The 16917-nt window shown below is 47.5% G+C and carries 16 protein-coding genes; 4 read left to right on the top strand and 12 right to left on the bottom strand.

The genetic code is table 11. The features are described from left to right. Nucleotides 1-3: 3 nt before the first annotated feature. From KNP00_RS03230 to zapA, 9 genes are all read right to left on the bottom strand, one after another. Nucleotides 4-3246, bottom strand: a complete 3243-nt coding sequence (locus KNP00_RS03230) for a helicase-related protein (RefSeq protein ID WP_215142166.1) — start codon at nucleotides 3244-3246, stop codon at nucleotides 4-6. Nucleotides 3247-3476: 230 nt separating this feature from the next. After that, nucleotides 3477-3680: a hypothetical protein gene (locus KNP00_RS03235; protein WP_215142168.1), complete on the bottom strand. Its 204-nt coding sequence runs from the start codon at nucleotides 3678-3680 to the stop codon at nucleotides 3477-3479. A gap of 30 nt (nucleotides 3681-3710) precedes the next feature. After that, nucleotides 3711-4181, bottom strand: a complete 471-nt coding sequence (locus KNP00_RS03240; RefSeq protein ID WP_215142170.1) for a hypothetical protein — start codon at nucleotides 4179-4181, stop codon at nucleotides 3711-3713. Between the two features lie 33 nt (nucleotides 4182-4214). Continuing rightward, complete coding sequence (locus KNP00_RS03245; protein WP_215142172.1) at nucleotides 4215-5048, bottom strand: EcsC family protein; 834 nt, start codon at nucleotides 5046-5048, stop codon at nucleotides 4215-4217. A 256-nt stretch (nucleotides 5049-5304) separates the two neighbouring features. Next, entirely contained in the window at nucleotides 5305-5715 is a 411-nt protein-coding gene (locus tag KNP00_RS03250; protein WP_215142174.1) for a DUF350 domain-containing protein, read from the bottom strand. 12 nt (nucleotides 5716-5727) lie between these two features. Next, nucleotides 5728-8082, bottom strand: coding sequence for an endonuclease MutS2 (locus KNP00_RS03255; RefSeq protein WP_215142176.1), 2355 nt, complete (start codon nucleotides 8080-8082; stop codon nucleotides 5728-5730). A 15-nt stretch (nucleotides 8083-8097) separates the two neighbouring features. Beyond that, complete coding sequence (gene polX, locus KNP00_RS03260; protein WP_215142178.1) at nucleotides 8098-9792, bottom strand: DNA polymerase/3'-5' exonuclease PolX; 1695 nt, start codon at nucleotides 9790-9792, stop codon at nucleotides 8098-8100. A gap of 67 nt (nucleotides 9793-9859) precedes the next feature. After that, nucleotides 9860-10396 (bottom strand): CvpA family protein, encoded by a 537-nt coding sequence (locus KNP00_RS03265; RefSeq protein WP_215142180.1) that lies wholly within the window; start codon nucleotides 10394-10396, stop codon nucleotides 9860-9862. An 8-nt stretch (nucleotides 10397-10404) separates the two neighbouring features. Continuing rightward, the gene (gene zapA, locus KNP00_RS03270; protein WP_215142182.1) at nucleotides 10405-10626 is read right to left on the bottom strand and encodes a cell division protein ZapA; all 222 of its coding nucleotides are present in this window, start codon (nucleotides 10624-10626) and stop codon (nucleotides 10405-10407) included. Between the two features lie 217 nt (nucleotides 10627-10843). On the opposite strand from zapA, the gene KNP00_RS03275 reads away from it, so the two are divergent. The 3 genes from KNP00_RS03275 to KNP00_RS03285 all read left to right on the top strand — a co-directional run bounded on the left by KNP00_RS03275 (nucleotide 10844) and on the right by KNP00_RS03285 (nucleotide 13184). Then, complete coding sequence (locus KNP00_RS03275) at nucleotides 10844-12052, top strand: dicarboxylate/amino acid:cation symporter (protein ID WP_240542663.1); 1209 nt, start codon at nucleotides 10844-10846, stop codon at nucleotides 12050-12052. 72 nt (nucleotides 12053-12124) lie between these two features. Then, nucleotides 12125-12970, top strand: a complete 846-nt coding sequence (locus KNP00_RS03280) for a GNAT family N-acetyltransferase (protein WP_215142186.1) — start codon at nucleotides 12125-12127, stop codon at nucleotides 12968-12970. A 43-nt stretch (nucleotides 12971-13013) separates the two neighbouring features. Further along, nucleotides 13014-13184, top strand: coding sequence for a hypothetical protein (locus tag KNP00_RS03285; protein WP_215142188.1), 171 nt, complete (start codon nucleotides 13014-13016; stop codon nucleotides 13182-13184). A gap of 31 nt (nucleotides 13185-13215) precedes the next feature. Here KNP00_RS03285 and KNP00_RS03290 read toward each other — a convergent pair whose 3' ends face one another. Then, nucleotides 13216-14517 (bottom strand): murein hydrolase activator EnvC family protein, encoded by a 1302-nt coding sequence (locus tag KNP00_RS03290; RefSeq protein ID WP_215142190.1) that lies wholly within the window; start codon nucleotides 14515-14517, stop codon nucleotides 13216-13218. A gap of 294 nt (nucleotides 14518-14811) precedes the next feature. Beyond that, nucleotides 14812-15330 (bottom strand): VanZ family protein, encoded by a 519-nt coding sequence (locus tag KNP00_RS03295; protein ID WP_215142192.1) that lies wholly within the window; start codon nucleotides 15328-15330, stop codon nucleotides 14812-14814. 159 nt (nucleotides 15331-15489) lie between these two features. Between KNP00_RS03295 and KNP00_RS03300 the strand changes: the two genes are divergently transcribed. Continuing rightward, the gene (locus tag KNP00_RS03300) at nucleotides 15490-15963 is read left to right on the top strand and encodes a glutathione peroxidase (protein WP_215142194.1); all 474 of its coding nucleotides are present in this window, start codon (nucleotides 15490-15492) and stop codon (nucleotides 15961-15963) included. Nucleotides 15964-15995: 32 nt separating this feature from the next. On the opposite strand, the gene KNP00_RS03305 is transcribed toward KNP00_RS03300, so the two are convergent. After that, nucleotides 15996-16910, bottom strand: coding sequence for a CAP domain-containing protein (locus KNP00_RS03305; RefSeq protein WP_215142196.1), 915 nt, complete (start codon nucleotides 16908-16910; stop codon nucleotides 15996-15998). Nucleotides 16911-16917 lie beyond the last annotated feature (7 nt).

The following is a 16917-nucleotide window of genomic DNA, read 5'->3' on the forward strand; positions in this document are numbered from 1 at the left end:
CACCTACTTTATCACTAAAAATGAGATTAATTCAAAATCTTCTGAGGTCGTAGCTGTGTCCTGTAAAAGACTAGAATTTCCGAGACTAAACAATGATTCCATTCCTTGCTCTTCTACAATACCGAGAGCAAATTCAACTGCCTTGTCTAGTAGATACTTGTAAGTAGACATGTCGTTCATATCCTCTGTTTCTTTAGCAAACTGGTGAATCAACTCGTTGAACACATCCCCTTGACCATTAGCAACTTTACGGAAGAGATCCAGTATCTGCTTTGTCTTTAAATGTCCTAGTCGAACTTCTCCATTCATATTCATATAAACCAGATAATATGGATAAAGTGCGCTTGTTTCTTTTACTGGTGTTGCTGCATTGCGTTGCTTGATGCAGAATATTACCCCTGGTTCCGTATCAAAAGAGGGAGCCAACTGAAGCGATGTAACTGCATGTAATCCCAAGGGAGCAGTCTCAATTTTCTTTTTATTAGTATCCATATAATCAAGCAAATCCATTTTAAAGTCATTCAAGGTCAAGTCTGTGATAGAGATTCCCCCAGAAATGTCTTCCAAATCAACAACCTCTTCTTGTAGCTGTTTCAGTTGCTTTTTACGATATTCCAAATCATTCATCTGCTTCTTTTCATCGTACTCTATTACGTTCTCTTCACCTGTTGCTGAAATATCAAGAAGTACCATTCTCCCACTAACGCGTGCTTCTAAATTAATGTATTCATCAAGATCCATATTCGGCCAGAAGTTTACCAGTTGAATGACATCATTTTTAGATCCTAAACGATCGATTCGACCAAATCGTTGTATTATTCTTACTGGGTTCCAGTGAATGTCATAATTGATTAGATAATCACAGTCTTGCAGATTCTGACCTTCAGAAATACAATCTGTAGCAATCAATATATCAATCTCATCCTGAATATTAGAATCTATTTTACTTCTCTCTTTAGATACAGGTGAAAAATGGGTTAAGATTGCATTTAAATCTTTCTGGACTCCCTTAAGTGTGGTTTGATTACCTCCAGAACCTGTCACAAGGGCGGTATTTACTCCATGTTTTTTTGAAACCCATTCTGATAATTCATCATATAAATAGTTGGCTGTGTCAGCAAAAGCTGTAAAGATAATGATTTTCTTATTTTCGCTGTTTATAGGATGAAAGAGCTTGCGGTCAATCATCGATTTAATCTTATTTAATTTGGCATCACGCGGAGCTTGAACTTTTGCTGATTCAATAAGTAATTGCTCAAGCTTCTCTTTATCATCATGTAAATCTTGCTTCCATTTAATACGGTCGATATCTTGAAGGAGTACTTTTACTTTCGATCCTATTAGCATGTTTTCCACATCATCATCATCAATATCGATTTCATTAATATTAATATCGGCATTGGAGTATTGCTGAATATTATCAAGCTTTAGTAACAGATCATCAATTTTCCTTAATAGAGAAGCTACTGTCATACCAAATGAATGAATAGAGCTTTCCATCCTTTTGAGTAAGTTAACCCTCATTAAATGAACTAAGCTACGTTCACGGTCAATTTGCTTAAATACTGAGCCTCCTTTTACTTTCTTATCATATTTACGACTATACTCTTCTTGCTTTTCAGGCATTACATACTTCAGTGGTGAGTAAGCACTTAAATTTAATCTGTTAATAAGCTTATTAACTTCCTTTATTTCAGGAAATTCATTGTACTCATCAATATCTGAATATACATTATTTGGCTTCAATCGTTGTGGGAATTTTCCTATTTCATCCATATTGTAATATTTTTCGATATGCTTTCGTGAACGAGCAATTGTAACTGCATCGAGCAGTTTGAAATAATCAAAGTTCAACATTTCCAGAAGATTATCTGATTTCCGCTCTTCTTCATCTAACTTGAGCCATTTATTAAAAGAAAGCTGTGCTCTTCTTAGCGTTTGTTCAATACTTTCAATACCTGCTGATTCTAAAGCTTCATCTTTACCTTCCGTGATAAAAGCAACTTGATTTTTCAAATCATTCATTTTATTATTTACTGGCGTCGCTGAAAGCATTAAGACTTTCGTTCTAACCCCAGCTTTGATAATTTGATTCATCAACCTGGAATAACGGGTTTCTCTGTCATTTCTAGCCTCGTTATTCCTAAAGTTATGCGACTCATCAATAACAATCAAATCGTAGTTACCCCAGTTCACAGTTGATAGATTAATATCTCCAGATAAACCACCTGTACGACTCAAGTCGGTATGATTTAACACATCGTAGTTGAAGCGATCCGTAGAGAGGACATTCCTCTTGTCATTTTGAGTGTAAATCAGCCAGTTTTCTTTTAATTTTTTGGGGCACAAGACTAGGACTCGATCATTTCTTAATTCGTAGTATTTAATAACAGCTAGGGCTTCGAATGTTTTTCCCAAACCAACACTATCGGCAATGATACAACCGTTATGCTTTTCCAATTTATCGATAGCACCAAGAACACCATCTTTTTGGAATTTATATAGTTTATTCCAAATTGTAGTGTCTTTAAAGCCTGTCTTTGACTTCACTATCGCATCTTCATCAAATTCTTCTAAATAGTCACTGAAAACATTATGTAGAGTGACATAATAAAGAAACTCTGGAGAGTGATTTTCATAAATTACTTTGATTCGCTCCAGAACTTCATCTTTAACCACTTCAACAATAGCGTCATTCTTCCATACTTCATTGAACCACTGTACATATTGTTTTGTTAAAAGAGGTTCATCCATAAGTGAATTCATATGGAGACTCGGCGAGTATGTATAGCCTAATCCGCTGCTAGTAAAATCTGAGCTTCCTTGAATAGCCATTGATGAACCATCGTTATTTTCAATATGGAATAAACGGTTCTGTGTTAATGGTGACGTCAAAGACTTCATCTTCACTTTTGAACTTATCCAATCTGCACATTCTTTAGCGACTTTCACCTGTACAAGTTCATTCCTCATCTTAATCTCAAGTTCTGAACCTGATAACCATCTCTCTCGATTTGACTTATCTATGTCAGTAGTACCTTGTGTATATTTTTTTGAAGTAAAAGTAGGCTCGATAAATAAAAAACGTACCTCATCCACCTTCATTAACTCTTTCTTTAAAGCCTCGAACGCGTATATAGTAAAGTAGGATGACATAATTGAAACCTTCGCATTCTTTTTTAAGTATGGTTTTAATGCATCTCCAACAATACCAGATTTTTTATTATCTAACATTTTTCCTATCATTTATACACCCCATAAACAAAAATCAACTATTTCACTACTTACATTCTACAAAAATTTCAAACAAGATTAAAATGGTTTTACAAAAAAAGTAATCTATTATTTTTTTGGATTCAAATATTTATAATTGAAATGACTCGCTATAACTGAAAGAACAATAAACTCATATTTTACAAATTGAATTGAACCTCAAATGATGAAACTTTGTAAAAAGTATCTTACATTTTTTAATATTATTCCACCACCTCAAACGCCTTCACATACGCCACATGATCCAACATCACAATCAACTCATCCTCAAATTGTACGAATCCGTCACTCGCATGTCGAAATGCTTGGTAAATGGATTCCAGTGCCCCATGCCGCGAATCTGCCTCTATCATATAAGTCAGTTCTTCTCCATTGACCAAATGGAACTCGATTTCGTATGATTTCATCCTATCCTCACCCCTTCTTTATCGATTTTCTTATTCTTCTGGCACACCCGACACTTCCGTCACAATAACTCCCGTATCCCCGACTTTTCCTAGGTTTTCTACGGTCGGGTCTTCATACGCCAACACATGAAACTCCTGCTCGATCGTACGGATGACATAATGCGCGAGCGCGCCACGGTTACGGTTCACCTTATGAATCGCCATCCGTTCACTGGCGAATGACATCAGGCGTGATGCGGAAAGTTTTACAATCGGATGCTCGTTCCATAACCCATCTTCTTTCATTCCGTGCTCTTCTTGTGTCCCTAAAAAGACGGCGTACTGTTCGAAGCGAATTCGGATGCGGTCGCGATTAGCGTCCCATGTAAGGAGCATCGTCGGATTCGCCGCTCCATAAAACGTCCACTCTAACGGGTAGTATGCCTCATTCTTCATTTGAAACGATTCCATGTCGAGTACGTAGCGCTCGGTCGACATCAAGTAGTGTAAGTCTAGATTCATGAATGATCCCCTCCTGGAACATACAATATCTCCTTATATGACTTCCCCGTCATTACGTGATCCCTCATCAATTTCTACAAATTCTGCTTCGATGATTTCAAGATTTTCACGCTTGACTGCTTCCACACTTTCAATAAACTCTGCTTCCGTCATGTTGACTCCTTCTTCAAGCGCATGCATGAGACGATTGCCCATCTTCGTCATCGATGAGTACGTGATTCCTCCTGAAATGACACCACCTGCGAGTGGGATCATCTTCGAGATCCCTTTGGCGAATGTGTCTTTCGTCATCTTCACCCCGATCATCGCCGACATTTTTTTGATGATTGGATAGTACACCGTTTTCATCAACGCTTTGTTCGGAATCTTTTTTAACGCCTCTTTCGATAGTTGTGCGGACAATGCTTTGATCGTTGCCGTCGCACCGCCTACTCCGAACATGACACCTAGAAAGAGGATTAACTCTCCATTCACCCGTTCGACATCTAGTTCCCCGTCTTCCCAAAAGTCATCGTATCCATATAAATACCCGATTTCTTGCGCTAAACGGAGGGCAAACCCGAAGAATTGTGCGGTATCGGCTGGTATCGTAGCGGCGAGGCCGATGCCACCAGGTAGACCGGCCGCAAACGATGCGCTCGAACTCTTCATCGTCTGATTGGCAATGTTCCGTTTCGCCACCTTTTTGATGACTGAAAGAGGGACGTTCGCCTCAAGCGGTCCCTTCTCTACAACCTCTGCCAGCTGACTCGCCGGCACGTACTTACTGAAACTTTGGGCTAGAAACTCTTTCCGGTCTACTTTCACCCCAGGTAGTTTCACTGCATTCGTCATTAATACTTCAAACATTTCTGACCCGTTCGCCATGACCTACACCTCTATTTTTCATATGTATCTTGTTCCATAATCTAGTTTCAGTATATACGGTTCCTCACATGAAATGTAAAATACTCTCCTAATACCGATGTAATTTATATTCAAGGTCATTGAAACTAAAAAAAGGGAGCATCCGAACGGACCCTCCCACTTTCTTCAATAAAAGATATACCATAGTGCCGCTGCCACTAAGAACAGCCCGGCCCCGATGAACAAGATTTTTGCCAATCGTTCGTATACCATGTCTTCACCTCACCAATGCCGCGCCGACGACGAGGGAGACCCCGATCGACAGCAAGAATGCCAACAACCCGACGGCGATATTTCCTTTTTGAATCTCGTCGTTCACCTTCAATGTCGGTGTCAAAAATTCGAACAACCAATATGTCACGAGGAGCAGAATAAATCCGAACCCGCCCCCGACGAAGATGTCGACCGTGCTCTCATAATAGCTCTCGACGACACGGAAGATGTTGGCGAGACCGACAATCTTCCCACCCGTCGCGAGGGCGACGGCGATGTTTCCTTTTTGAATCTCGCGCCAGTTGCTGTATGGCGTCGTCATCTCGAAGATGGCAAGACCGACGATAATCATCAGCCCTGCCATCGAATAGAGACCGAACGACTCCAGCATGACCACAAACGTTAACGTGCCCATTCTCGACTCCCCTTACTTCAGTTCGACGACCGTGACACCGAGTCCACCTTCGCCCATTCCACCCGGGCGTTGGCTCTTCACGTGACGATGTCCTTTTAAAAATTCTTGTGTCGCCTGACGCATCGCCCCGGTACCTAACCCGTGGATGATGCGGACGTTGTCATAGCCTGACACGAGTGCTTCATCGATATATTTATCGAGACGCATGAGCCCCTCTTCGACACGGACCCCACGTAGGTCAAGCTCGGACTTCGTCGAGCTCTGACGTTTGAGTGAGCTCCCTTTCGACTGAAGCGGCTTCTCTTTCGATGGACCGATCTTCTGAAGGTCGTCCGCTTTGACATTCACTTTCATGATGCCGACTTGAACGTTGTACTCATTGTCATTGATTTGTTTCACGATGTAGCCTTTTTGGTTGAACGTCGTCACTTTCACTTCTTCGCCTTTACTGAACGTACGTTTCTGCTGGGCTTTTTGTTTCACTTTTTGGATCTTTTTCTCTTGGAGTGTCGGTTTTGCCGACTCGAGCTCTTTCTTCGCCGCGATAATCTCGTGCTCTTTGACGATGCCCTGTTCCCGGAGTTTCTTCAAGCGGTCGATGACTTCGTTCGCCTGACGCTTCGCTTGTTCGACGGCCTTCTCGGCTTTCGCCTCGGCCGCGCTATACAAGTTGTCGCGCTCGCGCTCGAACTCGGTCATCTTCGCCTCGAACGTCGCCTGTTCTTCTTCGAAGTCATGACGCTTGACGATGAGTTCTTGTTCGAGTTGCTCGGCGCGCTGTTTCGCCGCCTCTAGTTCGTTGATCATCGACTCGACCGACTCCGCGTCACTACCGACATGACTACGCGCCTTGTCGATGACCTGTTCGGACAGTCCGAGTCGACGACTGATCTCGAAGGCGTTCGAGCGACCCGGTACGCCGATCAAGAGGCGGTACGTCGGGCTGAGCGATTCGATATCGAACTCCATCGAGGCGTTCATGACGCCTTCACGGTTATACGCATACGCCTTCAGCTCCGAGTAGTGCGTCGTCGCCGCCACGCGCGCCCCGCGCCGTTTCACTTCGTCTAGAATCGCGATGGCGAGGGCGGCCCCTTCTTGCGGGTCCGTCCCGGCCCCAAGCTCATCGAAGAGGACGAGGGACATGAAGTCGATCTTGTCGAGCATGCCGACGATGTTCGTCATATGCGAGCTGAACGTCGAGAGACTCTGTTCAATCGATTGCTCGTCCCCGATATCGGCATAGACCGCGTCAAACACGGAAAGCTCTGTCCCAAACTCTGCCGGGACGTATAGACCAGACTGTACCATCAACTGAAGGAGTCCGATCGTCTTCAGTGTGACCGTCTTCCCGCCGGTGTTCGGTCCGGTGATGACGAGGGACGTATAATCTTCCCCGAGCTCGACCGTGATCGGGACGACCTCATCTTTCGGGATGAACGGGTGACGTGCCTGTTTCAACTTGATCTCTCGATTGTCGTTCAGCTTCGGCTCGGTCGCCTTCATCTCTTGCCCGTAGGCGACTTTTGCGAAGATGAAGTCGAGTTCGGCCAACACGTCGAGGTTTATCATGATGGCATCATGGACCCCACCGACCTCGTTCGAGAGGGCACTCAAAATCCGCTCGATCTCAGCGCGTTCTTTCAGACGAACTTCTTGAATCTCGTTGTTGATCGAGACGATCGCTTGTGGTTCGATGAAGAGCGTCTGACCGGAAGCCGACTGGTCGTGGACGATCCCACCGAACGCCTGACGGTACTCTTGCTTGACCGGCACGACATAACGGTCGTTCCGAATCGTGACGATGGCGTCTGAGAGCATCTTCGCGTTATTACGGAGAATGTTGTCAATGCGTGAGCGGACACTCCCCTCAAAGCTTCGGAGCTGCGTACGGAGCCCTCGGAGCTGTGAGCTCGCCGAATCCTGGACCGTCCCTTGGTCATCGATCGCATGGCGAATCGACTGTTCGACTTCGATGAGTTTCGTCAACTTGTCCGCATATTCATCGAGGCGCGGGATGCGAGTCTCCTCATTGTCTTCGTGAAACTTTTCGAAGAAGTTCTTCACTTGGCGACCGCCATACATGACGGCAGCGACGGCGAGCAACTCGCTCGTCGAGAGGACCGAGCCGATGGCGGCCCGTTTCACTTCCGCCCGGACGTCGGTGAGCCCACCGAGCGGGAGGCGGTCACGAAGGCGAACGACCTCGGTCGCCTCTTTCGTCACATTTAAATTCGAGAGTACCCGGTCGTATGAGTAATCCGGTTGCATGTGGAGCGCCAACTCTTTCCCGAGCGAGCTCGCCGCGTGACCGGCAAGCTGTTGACGCAATTTTTCATATTCTAATACGCGTAACGCGTGATCCATCTATCATGTTCCTTTCTATCGCTTCGCCGCAAAGAACGCCTTGGCGTCCTCAAACGTGAAACAGTTTATAATGTCCGATGGTTCGAGATAGGCTTTCCGTGCGTGTAACACGCCGAGTGCCATGTCTTCCATCATATCCGGGTGGTGCGTATCGGTGTTGATCATCACTTTGACGCCCGCCGCCTTCGCTTTCTTGAGCGTTGCGGCAGTCAGGTCGAGGCGGTTCGGGTTGGCGTTCAACTCGAGCGCCGTCCCCGTCTCCTTGGCGAGTGCGATCAACTTGTCCTCGTCAATCGGATAGCCGTCCCGACGGCCGATGAGTCGACCCGTCGGATGGGCGATCACGTTGACGTATGGGGACCGACAGGCGTTCTCGAGACGTGCCATGATCTCGTCGACGGATTGGTCCATCTTCGAATGGATTGAGGCGACGACATAGTCGAGCGTCTCTAAAAATTCGGGTTCATAGTCGAGCGTCCCGTCAGGACGGATGTCCATCTCGACGCCTCGCAACACGTTCATGTCGTGCGTCTTCGCAGCCTCGCGGATCTCTTCCCCTTGTGCCTCGAGCCGTTCCTCCGTCAAGCCATTGACGAACGTCAAGTACTTCCCGTGGTCGGTGATCGCCATCCACTCATAGCCGCGCCCCTTCATCGCCACAACGATCTCGTCGACGGTCAACTTTCCGTCCGACCAGACCGTGTGCATGTGGGCGTCCGCCTTGATATCCTCGAGCGTGACGAGCTTCGATAAGTCGTGCTCGAACTCGGCATGCCCTTCCCGAAGTTCGGGCGGGATGAACGGGAGATTATAACGTTCGAACAGTTCTTCCTCTGTCTCCGGTTGCCATAGTCCATCTGCCGTCTCGACCCCATATTCAGAGATGGACTCTCCTTTCGCCTTGGCGAGTTGGCGCATGCGGACGTTGTGGTCCTTTGAACCTGTGAAATGATGAAGCGTCGCGGCGAACGCGCCCGGCTCGACCATACGAAAGTCGACCGACACCATCTCTTCGCGTTCTAAGACGAGAGACACCTTCGTCTCGCCTGCCGCGATCACCTCGTTGATGAACGGAAGGGCGAGCAGTTTCTCCCGGAGCGCAATCGGTTCCTCGGTCGCGATGATGAAGTCGAGGTCTTTACACGTCTCTTCGGCACGGCGGAAGCTCCCCCCGACCGAGTGACGCAAGACGAGCGTCTCCTTTTCTAACACGTCATCGATCTCCTCGACAATCGGTCGCATGACCGCGTAAGCGAGTCGTTCCGGACGCGACTCTAGGTTCTTCGCTGCGGCGAGTAGCTTCTCGACACTCTTCGCCCCGAATCCCGGTAGCGCGGCCGCTGTCCCGTCTTCAAGCACACGGATGAGCGACTCCAAGTCGACGACGCCGACTTCCCGAAGTTTGGCGAGTTTCTTCCCGCCGAGCCCTTGAATCTTCAAGAGCTTCATCAGACCGAACGGGATCTCTTCTTGAAGCGCATCGAGCACTTCACTACGTCCTGTGTCCCGATACTCCTCAAGGACGACCGCCGTTCCTTTGCCGATGCCTGAGATGGACGTCAAGTCGTCGATGTCCTCGAGTTCGACGTCCGTGTTCTCGAGCGCCGTCGCGGCCTTACGGAACGCATTGATTTTAAACGGGTTCTCCCCTTTGATCTCCATATATTGCGCGATCTTCTCGAGCAACATCATCGCTTCCACTTTATTCATAAGTCTCCCCCTCTTCACACAGAAAAGGCCGATACACAAGCACTAGCTTGCATTCCGGCCTGTCGTGTCACAACATCTTATTTGAAAACCAATCGGATAGATATGGCGTGTCTTGAATGATATATGTCGCAAGCGACGAGTTGTCGACGGCGTTCTGAACACCGGCCATCGGAATGAACGCAATCACCCAAAGGATGAAGAACGTGATGACATACGCCTCGAAAAATCCGAGGACCGCCCCGATCAATCCCTTCAATTGGCGCAAGATCGGCAAGTCCGTCAAGAAGTCGAGCATCGCCAAGATGAGATGCAAGACGAGTTTCGTCATGAGGAACAGCACCACGAACCAAAAGATGTGGTAAAACGTCATCTCAATCCCCGAAAGGGAGTTGAGGTCTAATACGCCACCTGGAAGTGCACCGTCGAGCTGAGATGGATACGGGATCCACAGCTTGAACGCTTCTGCCAGGTCTTTATAGTACGTGTTGGCGACGAGAAAACTGATGACGAGCGCGACCCAATGGCCGAGCTGGAGAATCGCGCCACGACGGAAGCCGTTGACGATTCCGATAAACAAGAAAAACAGTATAAGTAGCGTAACCATGGATTGAATTATTCTCCTGTACTTCGTTTAGTTTTGACGTGGTCGCTCGCGATTTGAATCGCGGCCAAGACCGCCGCCTGACGAGCATCTAGATGAGGGGATTGTTCACGAATCTCGCGGATCTTGCTGTCGACCAAAAAGCCTACTTCCCTCACATGATCGGCGGGTTCTTCGCTTACGATCGTATAGTCTTGACCCGCAATGTGAATCGTTGTTCGTTGTAACTGCACGCGCACCCCTCCTTTACGTCTGTCAGAATCAATCATAACATCGTTTTTATATTAGGAAAAGGAGAAGCCCCTTCCCTTGATATGTACAACATTTTCTATTACCCTTCTTTATGGTTGTCAAACGTCTTTCTTCAAAAAAATGAAAAGAGATAGTGGCAACATCCTGTAAAATGTGCGAAAATATCAACTATTCAAACAAAAAGAAAGGGTGATTGATTTGAAACTACGCATTGGCCTCTTAGGCCGCATCATCATCGCGATCGCTTTCGGTATTTTGCTCGGGAGCATCGTACCAGAAAGCCAAAACTGGATCGTTCGGACGTTTGTGACGTTCAACACGGTCTTCGGGCAGTTTTTAGGCTTCGCCATCCCGCTGATCATTCTTGCCTTCATCATCCCAGGAATCGGGGAACTTGGAAAAGGAGCAGGAAAATTAGTCGGGCTCACAGCACTCATCGCCTATGCCTCGACGGTCGTCGCAGGAACGCTCGCCTACTTTGCAACGAGTAACTTGTTCCCGCAAATTCTGTCACGTTCGACAGTAGGGGCCGAGAACCCAGAAGAAGCCTTGCTTAAAGGATTCATGGAGTTTGAGATTCCACCTGTATTCGGTGTCATGACCGCCCTCGTCTTGGCTTTCGTCATCGGGATCGGCATTGCCGCGATCGAGAGCAAGCGATCGCTCGACCTCGCTATGGATTTCCGAGATATCATCGAGCTCTTAATCAGTAAAGTCATTATTCCATTACTTCCAATCCACATCGCCGGAATATTCATGAACATGACATACGCCGGACAGGTCGCAGAAATCCTTTCTGTGTTCTCGCTCGTATTCGTCACGATTATCGTCCTACACATGACGATGCTCATGATTCAGTATTCGATTGCGGGCGGTCTCAACAAAGAGAATCCGTTCAAGTTGCTCAAGACGATGATGCCGGCTTACTTCACAGCCATCGGGACGCAATCATCGGCCGCGACGATCCCGGTCACGCTTCGCCAAGCGAAGTTGAACAACACGGACGAAGGGGTCGCCAACTTCGTCATCCCGCTCTCGGCAACGATTCACTTGTCCGGGTCGACGATCACACTTACGTCGGTCGGTGTCGCCCTCATGTACTTGAACGGCATGCCGATGTCTTACGCGATCGTCCTTCCATTCATCCTCGCACTCGGTGTGACGATGATTGCGGCACCTGGCGTACCGGGTGGGGCCGTGATGGCATCGCTTGGACTGTTCGGTTCGATCCTCGGATTCGACGCGACGATGCAAAGCCTCGTCATCGCGCTCTACTTGGCGCAAGATAGCTTCGGGACAGCGACTAACGTCACGGGTGACGGTGCCATCGCGAAGATCGTCCATTACTTCAAGCACAACACGAAACTTCTCGACAACACGTCGTCGAAACAAGAAGACATCGCATAACGAACGACTCATAAACGGGCAAGCCATCAGGTTTGTCCGTTTTTGTCTACATATAATAAAGGAGAGATACATATGGAATGGATTGAATGGAAGGACCCCGCACGCTTCTCCGACCGGGTCATGGCATCATTGCTAAAAGAGGAAGCGAAGAACAGCCTCATGATCGGCGTCTTGAATAACGTCAAACAAGGAATCTATGAAACGTTTCATCAGTTCACGGTAGAAGAGGACGGGGAGCTCCTCGCCATCCTCCAAGCGACACCGCCCCATCCACTTCACTATATCGTCGTGAAGCGGGAACGTTCGGACACCCTCCCGTCCTTCATCATCCGACACCTTCTCGATGAAGAGGCGCCGTTCACCGAGGTCATCTCGGAACGTGCACAAGCCGAGCGATTCGGGAAGACGTGGCAGGAGTTGACGTCTGGGACGAGTGAGATCAACATGTCCCAAGCGCTCTATCGCCTCGACGGTGTGGAAGACGTCGATATGGCGAACGGTCGTATGCGAGAGGCGACCCCAGCCGACCAAGGGCAACTCGAGGCCTGGTACAGCGCCTTTGAAGCCGAATCAGGTCTCCGATCATCTTCACCAGAAAAGGTGACAAAGGCCGTACAATTGATGCTCGAGAGAGAGGAAGCCGTCTTTTGGGAGGTCGACGGGCAGGTCGTATCCTGTGCGAAACGTGCACGACCGACCGAGAACGGCATCACCGTCTCGTTCGTGTATACGTCACCTGACGCACGTGGGAGAGGATATGCGCGAAGCCTCGTCGCCGTCCTCAGCCGTAAGTTACTCGAGACGAAGTCGTTTTGCGTCCTTTACACGGATTTGACGAATCCGACATCAAACAAAATCTATCAGGAGGTCGGTTATGAACAAGTGATGGAATCCGCCTGGATCAGGCTCACTAGCTGAAACGAATCGCCTCCCCTATACTAATAGGTGGAGGCGATGATTCATGACTAGATTCCGTTTCGTGTTGCGCGCGTTCGCTGTAGCTTTACTATTATATATGTTAATTGTCGGTGGCCAAAGCGTCCTCGATGACCCGAACATCGACACGCTTTGGCTCAGTGTGATCGGTGCCGCGCTCTTGACGTTTATCGTGTATCAGGCAACAAAAAAGTGATCGACGCGTTCGTCGATCACTCTATTTGTGTTTAGAAGAATGATGCTGGGTTGACTGTGTTGCCTGCACTTGATGAAGACCATGAGTATCCACCGCGGTGAATCTCGAAGTGAAGGTGTGAACCAGTCGAGTTCCCTGTGCTACCCATGCCGCCAAGGTGTTGACCTTGTGATACACGTTGACCCGCCTTGACTGACACTGAGCTCAAGTGTGCGTACACTGTTGTCCACACTTGTCCGTTGATAACGTGTGTGACCATGACGTGGTTACCGTATGCGCCACCCCATCCAGCACGGATGACCGTACCTGTCGCTGATGCATAAATCGGTGTTCCGACTGGTGCAGCGATGTCAAGGCCGTTGTGGAACGTGTAGCCATGGATCCCACTTGCCGGACCCCAACCTTGCGTGAGTCGTCCGCTTGCCGGGCGTTGGAACATGCCGCCTGTCGCCGGTGCAGATGTAACTGGAGTTGACGTCGAAGCGCTAGATCCGCTACTGTTCGAGCTTGAGTTTTGTTGTTTCTTCGCAGCCGCAGCTTCTGCCGCTGCGCGACGTGCCGCTTCTTCAGCACGACGTTGTGCTTCGATTTCTGATTGAATCGCCTTCTCTTGCGCTTTGAGTGTATCTTCCATCTCTTTTAAGCTCATAAGTTTCGATTCGAACTTCACTTTTTCAGCTTCAAGCTTCTTGATTTTCGCTGCACGCTCTTTCATTTTTTGGTCGAGCTCTTTTTGGCGTTTTTCAAGCGCTTCTTTTTGCTTCACGAGTGAATCGCGTTCTGCTTTCAGTTCGGCTTGTGCTTTTGCAAGTTTTTCTTTTGTCGCTTCATATTCTTCGAAGATTTGTTGGTCGTTCTCTTGAATCGTACCTGCCGTGATCATACGAGTAATCAAATCACTGAAGTTTTTTGAACCGAAGATGAATTCCGCCCAGTTGACTGATGAGCCACCGTTCTTTTGCATTGTCGCCATACGGTCTTTCATAAGCTTTTCTTGCGCTTTCATTTTCGCTTCGTATTTTTTAATTTGTTCTTCAAGCTTTTTGATTTTTTCTTCGGTTGCACGGATCTCAGCTTTTTTCTGAGCGACATCGTTGATGACGTCTTGGAGTTCAGCATCTAACTTATTGATTTCTTGTTGCTCTTTGCTGATCGCTTGCTCACGTGTTTGAATCGAAGAGTTTGCTTTCGACTGTTCACTGCTATTCTTTTGTCGTTGTTCTTGTACTTTCTTCTGCTTCTCTGTAAGTGAGGCTGCATAAGTCGGTGACGTTCCGCCGATCAAGAGTGCGCCTAGAGTGACGGTTGCTGCAAATTTCTTCAAGTTACCCAATGTGCTTCCCTCCGCTGATTTCCGTGTATTTTATCTATAATCGTTCAAGTATTATTTATTAAATGATATCGCGACGTTTCAATCGCTCTGTGATTCATTATAGCAATCTAAACCAAAAGTTATTTTACACTTATATTTCATTCATATGACATTGACCTATTTTAGGTTTTATTGTTTTAAAAACGTGGGTATAGACAATATTTTGTTTGGTATATTGTCACATAATCGTTTTTATCATCAAAAAAAGCACTTGTTGAAAGCGCTTTTCACATAATAACCTATGCCATTTTTTTCTCACCTTAGTGCCACATAACCAGACTTTTTCGCATGTTTACGTCTCAAGCGCCATAAGATGAACCCACCAACCAAGACGACCCCTACGGCGGCACCAACGCTATCCAACAGGACATCTTGGAGTAATGCGGTCCGCTCGGGAGTCACGCTCTGATGATATTCATCGAAGATGGCCACTGTGTTTGCGAGTGACCAGGCGAACAATAAGTTCAATCCGGCATGAATGTTCGTTCTCGAGATCGCCTTCACGAATAATGCTCCGAGCACGAGGAATGTGACGACATGTGCCGCCTTTCGCATGAAGAACTCAATTAATCCTGCCGTCCCTAACGCGTCAAGCGAGATTTCCTTCCCTGCGTAGTCGAACTGGACGTTTGCGAGCGTCGGTTCGGCCCAGCTCCAGTTGAATCGCTCGAGTGGCGAAACGATGGATTGATCTGAGTAGGGCGTCGCACTCGAGAAGAATAATCCGATCAAGATGAGTGCAATCCATATAAATTCATTTTTTAAAAGTCGCATAACACCTTTCCTTTCTACAACGGTTTTCATTATACGGATTCTTACAAGTGAAAGATGTAACAGCGACATCATGATTTCATAACAATTTGATTGCACGCAACACTCGAAGTCGAGACTTTCCCATTTCTCTTGGTATACTACAGAAAAGGGGGAAGCAACATGATTTATGATTTTGAAGCATTGGACATGAAAGGTCAGCTCCAACCATTGGCTACATATAAAGGTGACGTCTTACTCATCGTCAACACGGCGAGCAAGTGTGGGTTCACGCCGCAACTAGAAGGTCTCGAGTCACTTTATAACACGTATAAAGGACAGGGCCTACATATTTTAGGATTCCCGTGCAACCAGTTCGGTCATCAGGACCCGGGCTCGAACGAAGAGATTCAAGAATTTTGCCAACTCAATTACGGGGTATCGTTCCCGATGTTCGCAAAAGTCGATGTGAATGGCCAGAATGCGCACCCACTCTTCACATACCTCTCAAAAGAGGCACCAGGACTCCTCGGGTCAAAGGCGATCAAATGGAACTTCACGAAGTTTTTAGTCGACCGTGACGGAAACGTCATCGAACGCTTCTCTCCACAGACGACACCGGCTGAGATTGAGGATGCGGTGAAGAAACTGATCTAACACTAAAAGGATGGCTCCGCGGAGTCATCCTTTTAGTGTGGTGTGATGAAGTTGATCGTGTAGAACGGACTGTCCTCTTCATTGTGAGCGAGTCCGACGGCAGCATGCGTGAATCGCGGCTGCATGATGTTCTCTCGATGCCCTTTCGAGTTCATGAGCCCCCAGTGCGCATGAAACACGCTCATCTGACCCATCGCCAAGTTTTCTCCTGCCAATGAATATGAGAGCCCCGCCTCATCCATCCGATCGAACGGGTCACGACCTTCCGGGTCTGTATGACTAAAGAAGTCGTTTTCCGCCATGTTTTGACTGTGGGCCCGGACGACCGGATAGAGCGGTTCGTAGTCGGCCAGCGCGTTCAAATCAAACTTCTCGCGGTCCCAGTTCATGAGGATACGCATCAACTGCTCATTGGCGACGGTTGCCGCTTCCGACAGGTCACCGTAATATCCTTCACTCGCCTCCTCCACACGACGGTCGATCGATAAAATACCTTTCAGGCGATCCTCGTCATGCTGATCGAAAAAGAAAGTGACGTACTGCCCATCGATTGCAAACACCGAAAACGATGGGTCGTCGGGAATGAGATAGCGATTCAATCCTTTGTTATAAGACGTAACGGCCTTAAACCCAATCTCATCGACTTGTTGACGCGTCGTTTCATTGAGGACGAGACTTCGATACGTACTTCCTGTCTCGAACTGATAAAACCCTTTTTTCGCACCGTCTTCGCTAATCAATTCGAGTCCACGCTCACCGCCACGCTCGACCAAATACCAGTCATGACCTGCATATTGACTCGCATAACGCGGTGCGTCCGTCTCCAGTTCGTTCGCCACTTCTGATTGAACTTGGATGCTCGTCGGGGCAGAGACGTTCGGCATCTCGTATTGCCATGCCATATACAGTCCGATCGCCATCAATAAGATGATCACTTTTCGAAACATGGCTCCT

Source organism: Exiguobacterium qingdaonense (genome assembly GCF_018617855.1).
In the GTDB taxonomy this organism is placed as follows: Bacteria; Bacillota; Bacilli; order Exiguobacteriales; family Exiguobacteriaceae; genus Exiguobacterium; species Exiguobacterium qingdaonense.

Excerpts from the sequence above, each read along its gene's own strand:
- KNP00_RS03230 (WP_215142166.1), bottom strand. The coding sequence starts at position 3,246 with ATGATAGGAAAAATGTTAGATAATAAAAAATCTGGTATTGTTGGAGAT.
- KNP00_RS03235 (WP_215142168.1), bottom strand. The coding sequence starts at position 3,680 with ATGAAATCATACGAAATCGAGTTCCATTTGGTCAATGGAGAAGAACTG.
- KNP00_RS03240 (WP_215142170.1), bottom strand. The coding sequence starts at position 4,181 with ATGAATCTAGACTTACACTACTTGATGTCGACCGAGCGCTACGTACTC.
- KNP00_RS03245 (WP_215142172.1), bottom strand. The coding sequence starts at position 5,048 with ATGGCGAACGGGTCAGAAATGTTTGAAGTATTAATGACGAATGCAGTG.
- KNP00_RS03250 (WP_215142174.1), bottom strand. The coding sequence starts at position 5,715 with ATGGGCACGTTAACGTTTGTGGTCATGCTGGAGTCGTTCGGTCTCTAT.
- KNP00_RS03255 (WP_215142176.1), bottom strand. The coding sequence starts at position 8,082 with ATGGATCACGCGTTACGCGTATTAGAATATGAAAAATTGCGTCAACAG.
- polX (WP_215142178.1), bottom strand. The coding sequence starts at position 9,792 with ATGAATAAAGTGGAAGCGATGATGTTGCTCGAGAAGATCGCGCAATAT.
- KNP00_RS03265 (WP_215142180.1), bottom strand. The coding sequence starts at position 10,396 with ATGGTTACGCTACTTATACTGTTTTTCTTGTTTATCGGAATCGTCAAC.
- KNP00_RS03280 (WP_215142186.1), top strand. The coding sequence starts at position 12,125 with ATGGAATGGATTGAATGGAAGGACCCCGCACGCTTCTCCGACCGGGTC.
- KNP00_RS03285 (WP_215142188.1), top strand. The coding sequence starts at position 13,014 with ATGACTAGATTCCGTTTCGTGTTGCGCGCGTTCGCTGTAGCTTTACTA.
- KNP00_RS03295 (WP_215142192.1), bottom strand. The coding sequence starts at position 15,330 with ATGCGACTTTTAAAAAATGAATTTATATGGATTGCACTCATCTTGATC.
- KNP00_RS03300 (WP_215142194.1), top strand. The coding sequence starts at position 15,490 with ATGATTTATGATTTTGAAGCATTGGACATGAAAGGTCAGCTCCAACCA.
- KNP00_RS03305 (WP_215142196.1), bottom strand. The coding sequence starts at position 16,910 with ATGTTTCGAAAAGTGATCATCTTATTGATGGCGATCGGACTGTATATG.